Below are 19243 nucleotides of genomic sequence, written 5' to 3' on the forward strand. Positions count from 1 at the left end.
CGCTTTCCCCTAAGACTAGAACATAAACATCTGCTGTCTAGTGAAATGGAAAAAATTAGGGAATTTTATACTTTATCAGAGAGTTAGAAAAGCGATTTATACTTTAGGCTATAGGGAGTATCACCGATACTTTTGTTCCCTTCCCTTCTTCACTGGCAATAATAATTTTTCCGTTGTGCTGTTCAACAATTGTCATTGAGATAGACATGCCTAAGCCAGTGCCCTCCCCCGGCGGTTTAGTGGTAAAAAAAGGCGTAAAAATTTTGCTCAGCGTTTCTTTAGACATCCCCTCGCCTTCGTCATCTATAACAAGAATGACGTTCTGCTCATCTCTTTCTACCTTCAACGTTATGCCTTTGCCTTGTGGTGTAGCATATATGGCATTAGTTAAGAAATTCATGAGAACTTGCTGAATCTGCCCTGAGTTACCGTTAAAGAAAACGTCTTCTTTTGGCACTTCGAAAACCACATTATTGCGATAACGATGTAAGTTGTTAGTAAGTTTAATAACCGTGTTCATCGCTTCAATAGCGCTTATCTGGGTATGTTTACCAGAACCGGGGTAAGAGAAGCTGCGTAAGGCTTTAACAATTTCTATGATGCGTTCTATCCCTTCATGGGATTCATCGAACATTTGGGCTATTTCTATTGCGCTGTCTTTAAGCGAAAAACGCTTTTCAAGCGCTGTAAATTGTTCTTCTATCTCACCACCTGCCCGGGTACACAAGTTGCCAATTTCTTCAAGCGCACGTTGGTAATCGTTAAAAATGTCTTTCGCAACCACCGTATTACTTCGTACATAGCCAATAGGGTTGTTAATCTCGTGAGCAATACCTGCGGCAAGTTGCCCTAACATTGCCATTTTATCTGCACTGACTAATCGCTCTTCCAAGAAGTCACGATCTTTTTTGACGTTGCTTAGTTCAAGCTGACGATTATCTAACTCGCTTTTCTTATTTTGGTATCGAGAGGTAATATTGAGATAGTATTTAGTGGTATCTAAAACGTAGAGTGTTTCTTCTTCAAGGTTATCATCGTTAGTAAGTAGCACCAGCCACGTATATTCACCCTGTGACATTTCATGCATAAAGTGAAGTAACCGTGCCTCTTTGTGCGTATCAGGACGTATGACTGCGCTTACGCACCAGTGGGAATAGCTTTCTCGTAAATCTAACGGCGTCTCATCTAAAATTAACTTTGCAAGGTCATGAGAGGTTATCCAACCTTGGCCATTGGCAAGAACTCGATCATCATCGCCTATCGATAATTCGCCGTCCTTAACGGTGAAAGCTTTACCACAATAAGCGCCGCTAAACTCAACCGCCGATTCAAGCGCTGAAAAAATATAACTTACGCCAGATTTTGCTTGGGTTAGCTGAGAAGCGGTGCGGTTTAAGTAAAGCAGTTCGCGCTCACGCTGCTTAGAGTCGTTCAATGCTTTTCTGAGCGCTTGATTTGCAAGGTAAGCGTCTTGAGAATATGTTTCTAGAAAGGATTCGGCATTTTTACGCGCAATCTTTTGGCGCTTTAACTGGCGCTCTAAAGAGTTCACGCGGGCTTCAAGCGCTAAAATACGTTCGTGTTCTGTTGAACTTGGTATCTCACTCACTAAGCAGCCTCAAGATTCACGCGTCACACATTGTGTGACGCCGCTTAAATTTACAGGGCCCGATAATACTTAACGGGCGTTAATTTATCAGTCGGTCAAGCAATGTCATAACCCGTTCGCTTGCTTGTTCCATTTCTATGAGCTTAGCATCAGCTTCAGCATTGTTCCCATTTTGCTTAGCTTGCACTGCCGCTATACCGCTACTGTGCACCTTCGCGTGGGGAATATCGATTTCTCTGAATGCGGCTGTTTGACCGATCGCTGTACTTGCATTGCCACTGTACCACTTGCCTAGCCGACAGTTTACGTGGTCACTAAATTCCGCTGCTGTTTTACTGCTATAACCGCACATCACTGCGTAAACGTCTGATTTCCATACAACATGGTCTAGTTTTACCGTTTGGATAAAGGTAGCCATAGCTCCTTCACTGATTGTAGATTTCATACTATCGCAATGTTGAACCATGCTTTCATAGCTACCGTTAAGCTGGTTAATACCAGTTTCTAACTGCTCGTTATTGCCCCGCAGCTCATTCACACCAGAAACAGCCTTGGACGTAGATTGAATAATTCCGTTTACAAGCTCAGAAACTTCCGTGGCGGATTTGTTCGTTTCCGTTGCTAGTGCGCGAACCTCATCGGCAACAACACTAAACCCTCGCCCAGCGTCACCTGCGCGGGCAGCCTCTATGGCGGCATTGAGAGCCAGCAAGTTGGTTTGATCAGAAATACTCGTAATTGTGGTAACAAACTTGTTGATGTTATCAGCAGTAGTGGAAAGGCCGGAAATACGCTCGCTCATGCTCCCCATCTGTACATTTAGGCCACTCATATCAGAAACAATTTTATTTAATGTCGACGCTGACTCACTGAATAGTTCATTGATATTAACGATGGACTGGCTCTCAGCGTTGATGCGTTCGTAGGAATGCAGAACCGTTTCTCGAACCCCTTCTAGCTGGCCCAGTGCATCGATTAAGCACTTCACTACCACCGATTCAGTTACCGACACTTGCTGATTAGTCGCCGTTTCAATAGCAGAATGTAAATCGCTGTTTTCAGTCTCAAGCAGCTCAACTCTCTTTAGAGCCTCTTCAAGTTTCACTTCTAGTTGACGAACTTCAGCGTCTTTTTCTTCGTATTTACTGCGAGATACAAACATGTGTAGTTACCGGTAGATTTTTTATAGAATTATTTTTACCAGACTAACAGATGTTAATACCTCTTAACCATTAGTCTGAAGTAGCGTTGTATTATAAGTATCGGAAAAAAAACAAAAAACTAGAGTATTAATTAGGTAAAACTTAAATACACTAGTTTTTAGGCAGTATAAGCTTCTATCTGCGCTTTTCACTAGGCACCTTAATCAATTCAACGACGTTTTGGCACTAGCCTGAAAAACCAGACTCTTAGCGCATTTTTGGCATAAATCGCACTCACATTAGGAATTACACAGAATGCTTTTAGAAACACTGCTTCCCATGTTCGCGCTTTTAGGACTTGCAACGCTTCTTCAAACATTAAGCGGGTTTGGCTTTGGACTTATGGTGGTGTCTAGCTTTACCTTGTTTAATATTTTACCGCTTACTGCTACCACCTTCGTAGTATGCTTCCTTAGTCTGTTCAATTCCGTTAGCTTGGTTGCCCGAAATATAGACCATATAAACAAGCGTGCTTTCACCCTATTACTTGTGAGCGGCATTCCGTTTATGGCAGTAGGATATGCATTACTTGAGTACCTTTCTGCTGGCATGACTACATGGCTAAACCTATTGCTTGGCGTAGCTATTTTAAGTTGCTGCGGCCTTCTTTTAGTAAAAAGAAAGCAGGCAACGCCGTCTGAGCGAGCTTATGGTTTTTCTATAGCAGGTGCGCTAGGCGGCCTACTCGGCGGGCTTTTTTCTACGTTTGGACCACCTGTTGTTTTTCAGTGTTACCGGCAAGCATGGTCTATAAACGAAATTAGATTTACGCTATTGGCAGTATTTAGCGTCACTTCTCTTATTCGACTTGCTATAGTGCCACTAGGCACCCTCCCATCTAGCGAAGTGGTTATTTCTGCTTTATGCGCAGTTCCCGTAATCCTTGTTTTTACTCGAATAGGTCGGCTGTTGGCGGTGAGAGTTCCCGCGGCAACTGTAAGGCTTTTAGCCCTAACCATGTTGGCAATGAGCGGCGTAACGCTTATCGTGCAAAACGTTAAAATTTAAACCTTACTAGGCTATTTATAGAAGCCACCACTTCCACACATAATTGTTAGTTTATTTCTTCATGGGCGTGGCTGTGTGAATGGGTGTGTAAATGGTCTTTATCATCTCTACACGGCTCACCGGGCAGCTCAAACTCAATCGTGGTATGAGATAAACCAAACGGGGTCAGCCGCTCATTAACTTCCTGCTTTAAAGCTCGCAACTTTTCATTGTCTATTAAGCAATTAATTACCACATGAGCAGTGAGAACGTGTTGCTCGCCATCTAAAGACCAAAAGTGCACGTGATGTATTTCTTCAACGTGTTTAATTGATAATAGCTGCTTACTTATGGCATTACGTGTCGCCAAATCAGGCACTCCCTGAAGAAATAGCGACATAGTTTGCACCACATACCTGATGACGTTAATCAGTATGAAGAGGGTAAATCCGATAGATAAAATAGGGTCGAGGATGGGCCAATTTACAAAATGAAGTACAATAGCAACGATAAGAACAGCTACCCATCCCATGGCATCTTCGATGAGATGCCAGTTAAGCACCTTTTCATTCGTTGAATGCCCGCCGTGAAGCTTGTAGGCAGCAAGGCCATTTACCAAAATACCGAGTACGGCTAAGCCCATCATACCCTCAGTAACAGGCATTTCTGGGTTAACTAGTCGAGGAATAGCTTCAGAAAGTATCCACACAGCACCAACGATTAAAATGACACCATTTATCATGGCCCCCATTAGGCTCAAGCGTTTGAAACCGTAAGTGTACTTTTCAGTGGATGCCTTCTTACCTAGTTTACTTAAATACCACGCTAAGCCTATAGATAAGGTATCACCTAAGTCATGCACCGCATCGGCCATAATAGCTACGCTATTAGTTAACCACCCGCCAATAAATTCAATAATGGTGAAAGTAAAGTTAAGCCAAAAAGCCCAGCCTATACGCGTAGAGTCAGCGTTCTCTAAATCATGGCTGTGCGAGTGAGGATTATCGCGAGCGCTATGGTGGTGATGCATAATGAAGATCCACAAGTTGGGCCTGAATCAGAGCATACCTGAAGACTAAAATTCTGCGAATAGAAACTTTTACACAGCTTGTTAACAAGTGCGTTAACCCTTTTGTAAATGCTGCGTGAACACACTTACCAAAAATCTATACTTCGGTATAAGAAAACAAATAAACCATTGTATTAAAACAAAAATAAAATTTAACAGCGCATTTTTCAGCTTAAGTAGAATGTTAAATTTATGAGAACAGTATTGATCTTTACACGCCAGTAGCTTAATGTAATGTAAGCGCTTTCAAACAGCCATTTTTATTTGGCGCAAATTGTAAGCGCTTACAAAAGCTTTTTACGTGGCCGTTGCCACACATAAAAACCCAATTTCATTAGATCAGGGCTGAAAACAATGACGAAAAAAGCATCTCAACTATCGCGGATAGCTGCCGCGCTCTCAGTCACTACCCTATTTGGCTGTGGAGGCGGTTCAACAACCTCTACAGATATTGACGTTGTTGACGCATCGGTACCCGTTTCCGACTGGGAGCTGGTGTGGAGCGACGAATTCGATGGGGCTAGTATCGATGACGATAACTGGACCCATGAAGTAGATTGTAACGGCGGCGGCAATAATGAAGCGCAGTGCTATACCGACAGCGAAGAAAACGCATTCGTTTCTGACGGTAGCTTAAAAATTGTTGCGCTCCCTGCCGAAGAAGGTGCGCCAAAACCTTACACATCAGCCCGTCTTAATACACGTTACAAAGCCGACTTTAAATACGGACGCATTGAAATGCGTGCAAAAATGCCTGAAGGGCAAGGAAGTTGGCCGGCGTTTTGGATGATGCCTACTGATGAAGTATATGGCGGTTGGCCGCGCTCTGGTGAAATTGACATTGTTGAAGCAGTGAACCTAAAAGCGGCCAACGCTGAAGGTAATCCAGAAAATCACATCTATGGCACCCTTCACTACGGTCAGGAATGGCCAAATAACGATAGCTCTGGCCAAGCCTATTCATTACCAGATGGCGCAAACCCTGCCGATGACTTCCATACCTACGCGGTAGAATGGCAAGAAGGGGAAATTCGCTGGTATATGGATGGGTATCTTTATGCTACCCAGCGTCGCTCTGAAGTACGTTATAACGCCAACGGCGACGCTACCGGTCTTACACACCGCGGTTGGTATGCTGAGTACTATGAACAAGGTACTGGCGAGCTAACAACTCACTGGGATAATGCGCCATTTGACCAAGAGTTTTATCTAATTCTAAACTTTGCGGTAGGTGGCGATTGGCCAGCCAATGTAAATGAAACCGGTATTGATGCTGAAGCATTCGCAGAAGGTCAAACCTTCGAAGTAGATTATGTACGCGTATATGAATGTGCGTCAGACCCAGATACTGGCAAAGGCTGTGAAACTGTTCGCCCAGGTTATGATTCTTTAGATGACGCATTAGTTGAAGGTGCAGCGCCTGTTCCGTCTCCGCCATCTACAGGTATTCCACAAAACCTGACTATCTTTGATGGAACACCAAATCCGAATTGGCCAGCATGGGATTGCTGTGGTGGCACTACACCTGAACTTGTAGAAGATTCAGAGCAGGGACAAGTTTACGAGTTTACTATTAACGAAGCGCCAACGGTAATGGGCTTTATAAGCCGCAGTCAGTTTATTACTGACCCAGAAGGAGAAGCTTCGCCATTCGACGCCTCACCAATCGAAGAGACGGGCAGCGTTAAATTTGACCTCAAAGTGACGTCTCTTCCTAACAATGCAACGACAAACTGGCTATTTAAAGTAGAAAGCTCAGAAGGTTCGACCTTTGCTGAGCTGCCTTTGATGAACGGCTACGTAGGCCCAGCAGACACGGCCGGCGCAACACCAGAACAAGGTGTGTGGGAGTCTTATGAATTTCCATTGAGCGCGCTAGCACAAGCCGGCCTTGATACCAGTGCCATCGACGTCATTATGGTTTTCCCTGCATGGGATACAGGTAACGGTGCTGTGTATCGCATGGCGAACGTAGAAATTTCTCAGGAAGGTGGCGTTAGCTACCCTGAGTTAGTTATCTTCGAGGACGGTCAAAACCCTAACTGGCCTATGTGGGATTGCTGTGGTGGTTCTACGCCAACTGAAGAAATGGATGATGAAGCGCATGGCCTAACTGCAGAATTCCGCATTGGTGCAGAGCCAACGGTAATGGGCTTTATTACTCGCTCTGAATCTGGCGGTGGCGATACCCCATTTGATGCCACAGCGCTAACAGACGGTGGTTTACTTCAGTTTGAAATGCGGGTGTTGAGTGCGCCAACCAATCCAGATTCAACATGGCTATTTAAAGTTGAGTCAAACGGTGCATCAACCGCGGTAGAACTTCCTTTAGCCGATAGCGTTGAAGGCCAAGCCCCTGTTGAAGGTGAATGGCAAACATACACTTTCCCTATTTCAGATTTACAGGCCCGTGGTTTAGACGTAAGCGCGATTGACGTCATCATGGTATTCCCTGCTTGGAGCACTGGTGAAGGTGCAGTCTATCGCTTAGACAACGTTAAAATTTTCCACCCTGACAACGGCGCAGAAGCACCTGCTGGCGGCCTTACTCTATTTGCAGATACAGCTGCTGATCAATGGCGCATTTGGGATTGCTGTGGCGGTTCAACACCCACTGAAGAAGTAGACGATGCAGAGCACGGCACGGTAGCTGAATTCCGCATCGGCGCAACGCCAACAGTAATGGGTATTATTGCTGATGACGGTCATTCGTACGACGCATCTGCGCTACTAACAAACGGTGTAGTGCGCTTTGAGATGAAAGTAAGCTCAATGCCTAACGACGCATCGGCGCCTTGGTTATTTAAAATTGAGTCTATCAATGTGTCATCGGCGGTTGAGCTACCGATTTCAGCAAGCCTTGAAGGTGTAGATCCTGTTGAAGGCGAATGGCAAATCTATACATTCCCGCTTCAAACCCTGTACGACGCGGGCTTAGACATCAGCGCCATCAACGTCATTATGATGTTCCCGGCATGGGGTTCAGGTGAAGGCGCAGTATACCGCGTTGATAATGCAGAAATAGCCGCACAGTAACAAAGCGGATGCCGCTTTAGCACCCTAAAGCGGCACTCTCCATTTGATAAGAATTAGTAGGGCAATTATGAAAAACACATCTTTTAAGAAGACCCAGCTTGCCACATCAATGGCGTTGTTGATGGGCTCCACACTCGCACTACCTACTTACGCGCAAGACGCTGAGACAGCGACACCTGCAGAGGGCGAAGTAGAAGTTATTCAGGTTAGCGGTATTCGCGGCAGTATGATCCGCTCTATGGACTTAAAACGCAGTTCAAGCGGTGTGGTTGACGCTATATCAGCAGAAGAACTGGGTAAATTTCCTGATACTAACCTCGCTGAAGCATTGCAGCGCATTACGGGTGTAACTATCAGCCGAAGCAACGGTGAAGGTAGCCAAATTACCGTGCGGGGTTTTGGCCCAGAGTTCAACTTGGTAACCCTTAATGGCCGCCAAATGCCAGGCACAGGTTTTACCCGCTCTTTCGACCTTGCCAACCTTTCATCTGAAGGCGTAAACACGCTAGAGCTTCAGAAAACGGCCCGCGCAGAAAACCCGAGCGGCGGCTTAGGTGCAACGGTAAATATCATCACTATGAAGCCACTGGCTCAGTCAGGCCAAAATGCGACTATTTCGGTTAAGGGCATTTACGATACATCTAACGAAGCGGGTGACGATGTAACGCCAGAGATTGCAGGCGTTTATACTAATACGTTTGCAGATGACATGTTCGGATTCGGCGTGTCATTCTCACACCAAGAGCGTGACTTCCAGCAGCAGTCAGCAAATATTCAAGGGTGGGTACTGCAAGAAAACGACGATCTGCCTCAAAACATAGACCCAAGCAATGTTGTTGATAACCGCACTAACATTACTAATGCGGCGTTCTTTCCAAAAGACATGAACTACAGCATCAATGACGTGCAGCGTGAGCGTCAAAACGGCCAAGTAACCTTCCAGTTCCGTCCAGTTGACGAGTTTACCGCGACCATCGACTACACAGCATCTCGCGCAACCACCGGCACTAACAGTGTGGGTTGGGGTATTTGGAATAACTTTGGTGCAAATATCAATGCCTACGAACTCGATGAAAACGGTACGGCCGTTTATGCTGATATCAGCGGCGATGACGGTTCGTTTACAGCAAGTCGAAACACAACTCGCGTTGATGCTCGCTCATTGGGTGTAAACCTAGATTGGATGGTAAATGACGACTGGCACCTACGTTTAGACTATCACGACTCGTATAACAAAACTGACAACGGTTATGATGAAGGGCTAGGTAGTTCTGGACAGATTATTTTGGGTTCAAATCAACTGGATTCAAAAGTTTATGACTACCGTGAAGGTGAAATCCCTCAGGTCTTCGTTAACTGGAACAACGGCACTAACGAAATCATGCCGAGTGAAATTGACTCTAACTTCAGCCAGTTTATCTATTCACCGGGCCGCTCTGACATCGAGCAGCTGCAGCTTGACGGCACCTGGTACAACTCTACGTGGGACATCCCGCTTGTCAAAATCGACTTCGGTGTAGCTCGCACAGAACAGTCTTTGACTGGCTTTACCGCATGGAGCGGACTACGCGGCGGACCTGGCTTTAGCCCATCTTTCACTGAAATTTTCCCAGACAGCATGTTTGTTCGTAACGATACGTCAGGCTTCTTAGATGCCTTTGACGGTGGTGGTGCGAGCATGAACCCTGGCTATTACTACACCTTTGACTTTGATGAAGCCATTGCTCGTCAACTTCAATTCATCACTGCTGACGTGGTGGGTGAGAGCAACGCGTATTCCATCGACCCGTATTTCAGCGGCGATCCTTCAGTAAGCAACGTAGAAGAAACAACAGATTCAATCTATGTGCAAACAGAGTGGGACTTTGAAGTTAGCGATTACTATGTACAGGTTAATGCAGGTCTTCGCTACGAAGAAACCGAGGTACCTAGCACCGCGGAAGTTCGCGTTCCTATCCAAGTAAACTGGGTTGCAGCGGGTGAATGGATTACCGTATTCCAAGAGGGTGTTGAAGAGCAAGACTTCACCGGTAAGTACGACGTGCTTCTGCCTATGTTCGACGTAAAAGTCGATGTGACAGACGATATTGTTGCCCGTTTCTCTTGGGGTAAATCAATTACCCGTGCACCTATCGGCTTTTTACAAGGCGGACGTTCATTTAGCGGGAGTCCTAAAATTGGCTCGAGGGTAGTATCTGAAGGCAGTACCGACCTTAAACCTTATGAGTCGACTAACTTAGACTTATCTTTCGAATGGTACTATGACGAAGCAAGCTATGCGTCAGTAGGCCTGTTCAGAAAGTCAGTGAAGAATTATATCGACACCCAAGGTAGGCTTGAAACCTTTGACGGCCTTAACGATATTTACCAAGGCCCAAGATGGCAAGAAGCTGTTTCTGCGCTTCAGGCAGAAGGCATTCAGGCGACCGACAGTAACATTTACGACTACTTCAGAGAAGCGGGCTACGCTGATGCAGACGGCGTTGTTGAGCCTAACTCAGACGACCCGCTTATCGAGTGGAATGTGGTTAAGCCGCGTAACCTTGATGATTCTAAAACCGTTGAAGGTATCGAACTTGCTGTTCAACACACCTTTGGTGAAACGGGCTTTGGTTTTGGTGCCAACGCGACGCTGGTTGATGGTGACGTAGAGTACGACCCATACAACCTAGAGCAACAAAACCCGCTAGTAGGTATCAGTGACTCAGCTAACTTCCAAGTGTTTTACGAGAAAGAAGGCCTGTCTGTAAAAGTCACTTACGCATGGCGTTCAGACTACGTAGTAGGCATTGGCCAAGCACAAGGCTCGGCGGATAACCCAGCGACTCAGTTCGATACGTTTGGTCAGGTTGACGCCAGCATCAACTACGATGTGAATGAGCACCTAACCGTGTTCTTAGAAGGTGTAAACATCAACGACGAAACCGAGCGTGGTTACGGCCGCTTTGAAGAGCAATTCTTATTTGCTCGTCAGTATGGCCCTCGCTACACGCTAGGTGCTAGATACAGCTTCTAAGTTTAATAAGCACTTACGATAAGGGCCTTTTTAAGGCCCTTTTTTTGTGCCTGCTAAGTCTATTTGTAAATACACGTTTAGCCCCTTCACGAGGCCCGCTATTCTTACCGGTTAGGTAATACCGATCATAAGTAAGAAGGTCAACGGAAGTTTAGCTCGCCCATTCTGCAAAAACGCTAATCAGTAACCGGCGTTCCATCTTCGTTAAACTTAGCAATTGCCGCGCCCGACGCCTTCCACTGTTCACGCTCTTCGTCTGTAGCTTTAGGGGAAAACCAGCCAACGAAGGCATAGAATATACCTATTAGGGGAGCGGTCCAGCATGCAAAAGCAAGAGGGATGTACAGCAAGTTTTCCAAATTAGCGCCTGAAATACCAAGGCCGAGTGCCGATATAACAAAGGCGCCACCGGCATTCCAAGGGATAAGCGGTGACATCAAAGTTCCCCCCTCTTCAATACCTCGCGACAGGTTAAGCGTAGAGTAGCCCATACCCCGATAAACGGGAGAATACATCCTTCCCGGCAAGGCAACCGATAGGTATGGGTCGCCAGCTACTAGGTTAGTAGCAAACGCCGTTCCTACCGCCGCAACTTGCGTACCGGCAAAGGTTTTGGCTTTGCTTTTAATTGCATTAATGATGCTTCGTAAGCAGCCCGTTGTCTCTAACGCCCCACCGAAACCAAGGGCAATAAGCACCAATGAGATAGTCCACATCATAGACTGAACACCACCGCGATTGAGCAGACTATCTATTTCAATGATATTGGTATTAATGGAGTAGCCGTTATTTGCATAGTCGAATACAGCCTGCAGGCTTTGCCCCTGCATAAACATGGCAAATACACCTCCCACTACGACACCAGCAAATAATGCAGGAAGTGGCGGAATCTTCTTAAGTGCTAACCCCATAACAATCAGTGCTGGCAATAGTGCCCAGCCAGAAATGGTGAAATTATCTTCCAGTGCCGTGGTAATACCCGCAATCTTGGCAAACGACACGCTCTGAGCATCAATGACAAAAAAACCAACCCCAAGGTAAATTAAAAACGCAATTACCATGGCTGGGATGGTGGTGGCCATCATATTCTTGATATGCGAAAACACATCAGTACCAGTAACAGCTGGGGCAAGATTCGTTGTGTCTGACAAAGGTGAAACTTTATCACCAAAAAAAGCCCCGGAGACCACTGCCCCTGCCGTCCAATACATGGGTATATCGAACCCTTCGCCAATCCCCATTAGCGCAAGCCCAACCGTCCCAACGCTGCCCCAGCTTGTGCCTAACGAAACAGAGACCACTGCGCAGATAACCATGCCAGCCGCTAAAAAAATCTGAGGAGAAAGAGTCTTTAGCCCATAGTAAATAATGGTAGGTACAGTACCACTGGCTATCCAAATACCTATGATCATTCCAACAACAATAAGCACACTTACCGACGGTAAGGCCACGTGAATGACTTTAAAAATACCTGCCCGTACTTCTTCCCACGTCAGACCAAGATAAGTCCCAACAAAACTGGTCAAAGCAATGCCGATGGCAAGTGGTATATGGGGTTCAAAGACGCCGAAGTAGAATATTTGAGTACCCAAGATAAAAAGGGTTAATACAACGGGCGCAAGTGCGAGAAAGAGGTGTGGTGTAACCGTTTTTTCTTCTGTCATATTACCACCCTGTAAATAAACTGGAGAAGTGAATGAGCACGAGATTGATAAAAGCGTGCATAAACCAGCTTCATCCGAAACAAATTGTTTGTAACAATAAAATTTGCTACGCAGCGCAATAATAATTAGATCGGTAGGAAATAGGTGGGCAGAGGTCTGTCGACCCCAAAAAACAAAAGCGTCGCCAGTATTTATGTGCTGGCGACGCTTTTTCGAAGGTTTAGGTTAAGGGGTGTAACCTCAGCTTAACCTTGGCAACTTATACTCGCTGATTCTGCTGCATTTGGCGTAAACTGAATATCTGCCACGCTCAAGCTTGCTTTACCTGCACTGCCTAGTTCAAACGGTACAACAAGACCGGTGAAGTCAATGCCCTCGTCAACAAAGCACTGCAGGTCAATGCTTACGTTCGTCCACGTATCAGCAGGCATTGCTTTAAGCTGCTCGCTAATATCAATCTGCGTTGAGCAACTGCCCGCAGTATCTCCTTCGCCTTCACAGTTCATACCAACCGTTACAGGCTGCGTGATATCTGAGTGACGACTCACGTTAAAGCTTAACGCACCTTCAGTAAGTAGTTGTGCGCTTAAATCTTCGCGGAAGAAGCTCTTACTTGCAAAGCGCATAGCGGCAAATTCAGACCCATCGAAGGTAATTTTACGGGCATCTTCTTGCACTTCTTTGTCGACAGTACGATAAGTTAGGGCACCAACGGTATGTGTACTTGCATTAACCGTTAGTGAGTCATCACCCGAATAAAGCCATAGCACCCATGGAGACTGAACCGCCCCATTTAGGATTTCCATTGGCGTATTGCTGTCATTGCTCACTTTAATTTCGGTATTTAGCGTATCGCTCAATACATTTTCAGCGTCAAAGGTTAACCCAAAGCCATAAGGCAGAAGCGGTTCATAGGTTTCATCGCCTTTATTCACAATTTGCTGTGGTTCAGACGGCCATGAGAATGAAAGCTTGCCTTTAAAGTCCTGCTTACCAAAAAGCACATCTGCGACTGCCGCGCCTTCTGAGCCCGGTAGCCATGCGGCGACAAACGCATCAGAGGCATTAAGTTCTGCATTTACCCACATAGGGCGGCCGCTGATAAATACAGATACAACTGGAATACCTTGTGACTTCAGCTTTTCAAGTAGTGCTAAGTCTTTCTTGCTGCCGTGTTGGTAAATTAGCGTTTCTCTATCGCCATGCCCTTCGGCATAAGGCTCTTCACCGAATACCACAATGGCAACATCAGGCTTTTCTTCGAATGAACCGTCTACAGAAAGGATAGCGTCTCCTCCGGCGCTTTCAGCATGCTGCTTAATACCATCGTAAATGGAGGTGCCGCCCGGGAAGTCTTCGTTAGTATTGTTGGTACCTTGCCACGTAATACTCCATCCACCGGACTGCTTGCCAATGTTGTCAGCGCCGTCACCGGCAACCAATATGCGCTTGCCGGCAGATAATGGCAGGGTTTTGTTTTTATTTTTAAGTAGCACTAGCGATTCACGTACCGCCTGGACCGCTATTTCACGATGCTCAGCTTTACCAATTAAAGAACGATCGCCAGATAATGGACGATTTGCAGGGCTTGGCTTATCAAAAAGGCCTGCGCGCACTTTTACACGCAGAATACGACGCACTGCATCATCAATGCGCGACATCGCTATGGTGCCATCTTTCACCTGTGCAAGGGTATTGTCGTATAGTACCTTCCAGTCATTTGGCACCATGAAAATATCTAGACCTGCATTAATAGCTTGGGCGCAATCTTCGTTGCTACACCCTTTCACCTGCCCATGGCCGTTCCAGTCACCTACCACAAAACCGTCAAAGCCCATCTGGTCTTTCAGCACGTCGGTTAGTAGATATTTATGGCCGTGAAGCTTATCGCCATTCCAGCTGTTAAACGATGCCATAACCGACTGCGCACCAGCCGTTAGACCACCCACATAACCTTGCGCGTGAATATCAAACAGGTCTTGTTCGCTAGCCACGTTGTTACCTTGATCGTCGCCGCCAACAGTACCGCCATCACCCACAAAGTGTTTTACTGTGCTGATTACACGCTGGTCGCTTAAGAAATCTTTGTCAGCAGAACCTTGAAGACCTTTAACAACTGAAGCAGCATACTCTCTTACAATCGCAGGATCTTCAGAGTAGCTCTCATAGGTTCTGCCCCAACGGTCGTCGCGTACAACGGCAACCGTGGGCGCAAATACCCAATCAATGCCCGTTGCCATCACTTCTTTCGCGGTGATATGCGCTATTTTCTCTACTAAGTCTGGGTTATTAGCCGCGCCTAAACCAATGTTATGGGGAAATAAGGTCGCACCAATAACATTGTTATGACCGTGCACGGCATCGGTACCCCACATGGTAGGAATACTTGAACCATCTAGGCTGTCGTCCACCGAGGCTTGATAGAGTTTCTCGGCAAGCGCAACCCAATCTTCAGGGGTTGCATGCTTGTCGTTGTTAGGAAACGCACCACCGCCGTTAAGATAAGAACCAAACCCATATTTACGCATATCCTCAACAGTAATATTGCGAATTTCTGGCTGGATCATCTGCGCAATTTTCTGTTCCAGGGTCATGGTAGAAAGAATATCTGAAACCTTTTTTTCAACAGCAGAGTCTGACTTTACTTCGATATCTAACTTGGGCCAGATCTCACTGGCTTTATTCGTTTTCTCTAAGGCACTGTTAACTGAAGAAGCGTCTTCATCGGTTGCGCAAGCACTGACTAAAACACCTACTAATGCGCCTGTAACAACCTTCGCGATTAGACTTTTTCGCATGATTAATCCTCGTTACTTTTCAGTGGTTTGAAATTTAGATACGCGACTTCCTACAAGGCCATAGTAAGCAATGTAGAGATAGCACGAAGCGGGTAATAGGAATGACAATGTGACCCCAATCGAGTCGGCCAGCATTCCTTGTAATAGCGGAATAATGGCACCGCCGACAATGGCCAAACATAAAATGCCTGAACCTTGTGGCGTGTCTTTGCCCAGTTGATGGAGCGCTAAGCTAAATATGGTAGGGAACATAATTGAGTTAAACAGACCTACACCCAAAATACTCCACAGCGCTAAATCACCCGTGCTTGAAAGCGACAACAATATCAATGCAATAGCGATACACGCATTGAAGGCTAGCACGTAGCCTCCGGAAACTTTTTGCATAACGACAGCGCCAATAAAGCGACCTACCATAGCGCCGCCCCAGTAATAGGCGAGAAGTTGCGCTGCTTTCGCTTCTGTTAGCCCACCAACAGCAGGGCTAGCCAAGTAATTAACCAACATACTGCCAATAGCAACTTCAGCACCTACATACATGAATATACCAACAGCACCTAACACCAAGTGTTTGTGATGCCAGGCTCCTCCTTTAAACACACCGGTATTAGAGCTGGTGTGGTTTAGCTTTGGCAGTTTCAAGTACATAAAAATAAGCGCAATTAGCAGCAAGGTGCCCGCTAAGATAAGGTAGGGCACTTGCACATCAGAGGCACTCGGTGAGCCTGCGCCGTGTTCCCCTGTCGCGCCGTACATTAGGTACGAACCAAAGAAGGGGGCGACGGTTGTACCAAAAGCATTAAAAGCTTGTGTCATGGTTAGCCTAGAAGACGCAGTCTTGGGGCTTCCTAGCGCGGTTACATAAGGGTTTGCCGACACCTGTAAAATAGTAATACCCGATGCCAGAACAAATAACGCTAAGAGAAAAACGGCATACACTTGGCTAGAAGCAGCAGGAAAGAAAAGCAAACAGCCCACACACGCGATGCCAAGCCCTAGTACAATGCCTTTTTGATACCCTATTCGCGACACCACCATGCCCGCTGGAAGAGAGACAATAAAATAGGCGCTAAAAAAGCAAAACTGAATAAGCATTGCTTGGGTAAAACTTAAATTAAAAGCCCCTTTGAGATAAGGGATCAGAATGTCATTTAAGCAAGTGATGAAACCCCACATAAAGAATAGCGTAGTGAGAGAGATAAGAGCAAAGCGATAATTACCGTTAGAAACAGTGTTGTCGCCATCTTGCGTATTCGGTTGCGCTGGTATGTCCACGGGTAACCTCTGTTGCTATTTTTTTAGTTAATGTTACATTTACATTTGAAAGCGCTTACATCTCATCTTAAAATTTTTTGTAAGCGCTTACATAAAGTAAATAATTACATGAAGCGCTTTCTAATTCAATGTAAATATCATGTTATTTGACCAAATGATTATGCGGCCAATATGAAAAGTTTGTTAATGCCAGGACACCTCTAAGATGCAAGAAATTAACTTACCCTCCAACTCAATGATGTTGTCGAAAGACTTTTTGTTTGGTGTGGCTACCTCTAGCTTTCAAATAGAGGGCGACCGGAACGGCCGCTTAGACTGTATCTGGGACACGTTCTGCGCCCAAGAAAATACCATCGAGGACGGCACTAACGGCGATGAAGCATGTAAACACATTGAATTATGGAAACAAGATGTTGCGCTTATCGATAATTTAGGTGTGGACGCTTACCGACTCTCTATCTCTTGGCCTCGTGTGATGAACCAAGACGGTACCGTGAATGAAATAGGCATTCGTTTTTATATCAACTTGGTTGATGAGCTTAAGCGCCGCGGTATGAAAGTGTTCGTTACGCTTTACCACTGGGACTTGCCTCAGTATTTAGAAGACCAAGGGGGCTGGTTAAATCGAGATACAGCCTACGCATTCGCGCAGTATGCTGAAGTGGTAGCAAACGCGCTGGGCGAAAAAGTGCATGCTTATGCCACGTTAAATGAACCATTTTGCTCAGCCTACCTAGGTTATGAAGTCGGTATCCACGCACCTGGAATAACAGGTGTTGGCAACGGCCGAAAAGCTGCCCACCACTTGCTTCTAGCTCACGGTTTAGCTTTAAAGGTACTGAATAAGTATTGCCCTAATAGCCAAAACGGCATCGTTCTTAATTTCAGTACCTGTCATGGCGCCACTGATTCTCAAGCAGACAAGCGTGCAGCACAGCTCGCTGACGATTATCACAACCAATGGTACTTAACGCCCATTGTCGAAGGTAAGTATCCTGAGGTAATCGATAGACTTGATGATGCAGATAAGCCTGATATTCACGAAGGTGATATGGCGATCATCTCGCAACCCATCGACTATTTGGGAATTAACTACTACACCCGTACGGTGTACGAAGGTACTGATAACGATTGGTTTGAAGTGGTTCCACCAACAACCACTGAATTAACCGCAATGGGCTGGGAAATCACACCTGATGCATTTACCGAATTACTCGTAGACCTTCACCAACGTTACACCTTGCCACCTATTTACATTACTGAAAATGGTGCCGCTATGGATGATGAGCTTGTTAATGGCGAGGTAAACGATGACGATCGCACTGCATACTTTCATACCCATCTTAATGCGGTGAATAGTGCTATCGAACAAGGTGTTGATATACGAGGCTACTTTGCCTGGAGCTTAATGGACAACTTCGAATGGGCGCTAGGCTACAAAAAGCGCTTTGGCATTGTTTACGTCGATTACAAAACCCAAAAACGCACGTTAAAACAAAGTGCTTTGGCTTATTCAAAACTGGTGAAGAGCCGGATAAATGGGTACATTAGCGGTATCAAATAAGGACAAGTACTAAAAACCGTATGGCAACAATTTACCAAGTATCAGAAGCAGCAGGCGTATCTCTCGCTACCGTTTCTCGTGTTATGAATGGAAACGCGAAGGTAAGCGAACGCACCCGTAAAAAGGTAGAAGACGCAATGGCATCGCTAGGCTATCAGCCTAACGCTATTGCGCAGTCTCTGGCATCGAACCGGACCAACAGCGTTGGATTGCTTGTATCGGAACTGCATGGCTCTTACTTCGGTGATTTGATGAGTACCGTTGAAAACGTACTCAAACAAAATGGCAAACACGTCATTATTACTGCTGGGCACGTTGACGAAAAGCGAGAGCACGAGGCCATTGAGTTTTTAAAAAGCCGCCGCTGTGACGCGCTAATTTTACACGCGGAAGCCGTGTCCGATGACTACTTGAAAAAGCTTGTCGACAGTAAAATTCATGTTGTTGTGATAAATCGCAAAGTAGATGAACTAGATGAAAACTGCTTTGTCGTCGACAATGAGCAAGGTGGCTATCTAGCGACAAAAGCGGCTATCGACGCCGGCCACAAACACATTGCTTATATTAGCGGCCCGCTGTTTAAAAAAGACGCGAGCGACCGTCTCTCTGGCCACAAGAAAGCGCTAGAAGAGGCTGGAATTCCTTTTGCCAAAACTAGCATGTTTGAAGGTGACTTCCATGAGTCTTCGGGCCAAGAAGGCATGCTCTATCTACAGGAAAACTACCCTGAGTTAACTGCACTTGTTTGTGCAAACGATGAAATGGCATCAGGCGCAATGACAGCCGCACGGGAAGCGGGGTTTGATATTCCAGATCAGCTTTCCATTATCGGTTTCGATAACGTGCTTTTTTCACGCTACCTTTACCCTAAACTCACGACTATCAATAACCCTATTAACGCAATGGGCGAAATGGCGGCTTTCTGGGTGCTAGAACATGTTTACGACATTAAAAGCCCCATTCCCATTGAGCATCTATTCGTTCCAGAGATGATTGATAGGGACACATTAGGCAACTTATAAA

At 45.8% G+C, this 19243-nt stretch carries 11 protein-coding genes; 5 read left to right on the forward strand and 6 right to left on the reverse strand.

What is annotated here, in order from left to right; genetic code table 11:
- Positions 1-103: 103 nt before the first annotated feature.
- Complete coding sequence (locus tag MADE_RS18395; RefSeq protein WP_012519961.1) at positions 104-1609, reverse strand: sensor histidine kinase; 1506 nt, start codon at positions 1607-1609, stop codon at positions 104-106.
- A 79-nt stretch (positions 1610-1688) separates the two neighbouring features.
- A complete protein-coding gene (locus MADE_RS18400) occupies positions 1689-2771 on the reverse strand; it encodes a methyl-accepting chemotaxis protein (RefSeq protein ID WP_012519962.1) in 1083 nt (360 codons plus the stop codon).
- A 295-nt stretch (positions 2772-3066) separates the two neighbouring features.
- Here MADE_RS18400 and MADE_RS18405 point away from each other — a divergent pair, with 295 nt between their 5' ends.
- Complete coding sequence (locus tag MADE_RS18405) at positions 3067-3819, forward strand: sulfite exporter TauE/SafE family protein (RefSeq protein ID WP_012519963.1); 753 nt, start codon at positions 3067-3069, stop codon at positions 3817-3819.
- Positions 3820-3865: 46 nt separating this feature from the next.
- Here the strand turns inward: MADE_RS18405 and MADE_RS18410 are convergent, their stop codons facing one another.
- A complete protein-coding gene (locus MADE_RS18410; protein WP_012519964.1) occupies positions 3866-4828 on the reverse strand; it encodes a cation diffusion facilitator family transporter in 963 nt (320 codons plus the stop codon).
- A gap of 393 nt (positions 4829-5221) precedes the next feature.
- On the opposite strand from MADE_RS18410, the gene MADE_RS18415 reads away from it, so the two are divergent.
- Together MADE_RS18415 and MADE_RS18420 are read left to right on the forward strand one after the other, a co-directional pair.
- Complete coding sequence (locus MADE_RS18415; protein ID WP_023559968.1) at positions 5222-7903, forward strand: glycoside hydrolase family 16 protein; 2682 nt, start codon at positions 5222-5224, stop codon at positions 7901-7903.
- A gap of 67 nt (positions 7904-7970) precedes the next feature.
- The gene (locus MADE_RS18420; RefSeq protein WP_012519965.1) at positions 7971-10919 is read left to right on the forward strand and encodes a TonB-dependent receptor; all 2949 of its coding nucleotides are present in this window, start codon (positions 7971-7973) and stop codon (positions 10917-10919) included.
- Between the two features lie 176 nt (positions 10920-11095).
- Here the strand turns inward: MADE_RS18420 and nhaC are convergent, their stop codons facing one another.
- The 3 genes from nhaC to MADE_RS18435 all read right to left on the reverse strand — a co-directional run bounded on the left by nhaC (position 11096) and on the right by MADE_RS18435 (position 16656).
- A complete protein-coding gene (nhaC, locus tag MADE_RS18425) occupies positions 11096-12583 on the reverse strand; it encodes a Na+/H+ antiporter NhaC (protein WP_012519967.1) in 1488 nt (495 codons plus the stop codon).
- Between the two features lie 245 nt (positions 12584-12828).
- Positions 12829-15381 carry a glycoside hydrolase family 3 protein gene (locus MADE_RS18430; RefSeq protein WP_012519968.1) on the reverse strand — a complete coding sequence of 851 codons (2553 nt, stop codon included), beginning with the start codon at positions 15379-15381 and terminating at the stop codon, positions 12829-12831.
- A 12-nt stretch (positions 15382-15393) separates the two neighbouring features.
- On the reverse strand, positions 15394-16656 hold the full coding sequence (locus tag MADE_RS18435) for a sugar MFS transporter (RefSeq protein WP_012519969.1): 1263 nt from the start codon (positions 16654-16656) through the stop codon (positions 15394-15396).
- A 205-nt stretch (positions 16657-16861) separates the two neighbouring features.
- On the opposite strand from MADE_RS18435, the gene MADE_RS18440 reads away from it, so the two are divergent.
- Positions 16862-18220: a GH1 family beta-glucosidase gene (locus tag MADE_RS18440; protein ID WP_012519970.1), complete on the forward strand. Its 1359-nt coding sequence runs from the start codon at positions 16862-16864 to the stop codon at positions 18218-18220.
- A 20-nt stretch (positions 18221-18240) separates the two neighbouring features.
- Positions 18241-19242 carry a LacI family DNA-binding transcriptional regulator gene (locus tag MADE_RS18445; RefSeq protein WP_012519971.1) on the forward strand — a complete coding sequence of 334 codons (1002 nt, stop codon included), beginning with the start codon at positions 18241-18243 and terminating at the stop codon, positions 19240-19242.
- Position 19243: the final 1 nt, after the last annotated feature.

It is taken from the genome of Alteromonas mediterranea DE, from assembly GCF_000020585.3.
Taxonomy (GTDB): Bacteria; Pseudomonadota; Gammaproteobacteria; order Enterobacterales; family Alteromonadaceae; genus Alteromonas; species Alteromonas mediterranea.

What these genes read in the sequence shown, in the direction of transcription:
- MADE_RS18400 (WP_012519962.1), bottom strand. Translation starts at nt 2,771, where the DNA reads ATGTTTGTATCTCGCAGTAAATACGAAGAAAAAGACGCTGAAGTTCGT.
- MADE_RS18405 (WP_012519963.1), top strand. Translation starts at nt 3,067, where the DNA reads ATGCTTTTAGAAACACTGCTTCCCATGTTCGCGCTTTTAGGACTTGCA.
- MADE_RS18410 (WP_012519964.1), bottom strand. Translation starts at nt 4,828, where the DNA reads ATGCATCACCACCATAGCGCTCGCGATAATCCTCACTCGCACAGCCAT.
- MADE_RS18415 (WP_023559968.1), top strand. Translation starts at nt 5,222, where the DNA reads ATGACGAAAAAAGCATCTCAACTATCGCGGATAGCTGCCGCGCTCTCA.
- MADE_RS18420 (WP_012519965.1), top strand. Translation starts at nt 7,971, where the DNA reads ATGAAAAACACATCTTTTAAGAAGACCCAGCTTGCCACATCAATGGCG.
- nhaC (WP_012519967.1), bottom strand. Translation starts at nt 12,583, where the DNA reads ATGACAGAAGAAAAAACGGTTACACCACACCTCTTTCTCGCACTTGCG.
- MADE_RS18430 (WP_012519968.1), bottom strand. Translation starts at nt 15,381, where the DNA reads ATGCGAAAAAGTCTAATCGCGAAGGTTGTTACAGGCGCATTAGTAGGT.
- MADE_RS18440 (WP_012519970.1), top strand. Translation starts at nt 16,862, where the DNA reads ATGCAAGAAATTAACTTACCCTCCAACTCAATGATGTTGTCGAAAGAC.
- MADE_RS18445 (WP_012519971.1), top strand. Translation starts at nt 18,241, where the DNA reads ATGGCAACAATTTACCAAGTATCAGAAGCAGCAGGCGTATCTCTCGCT.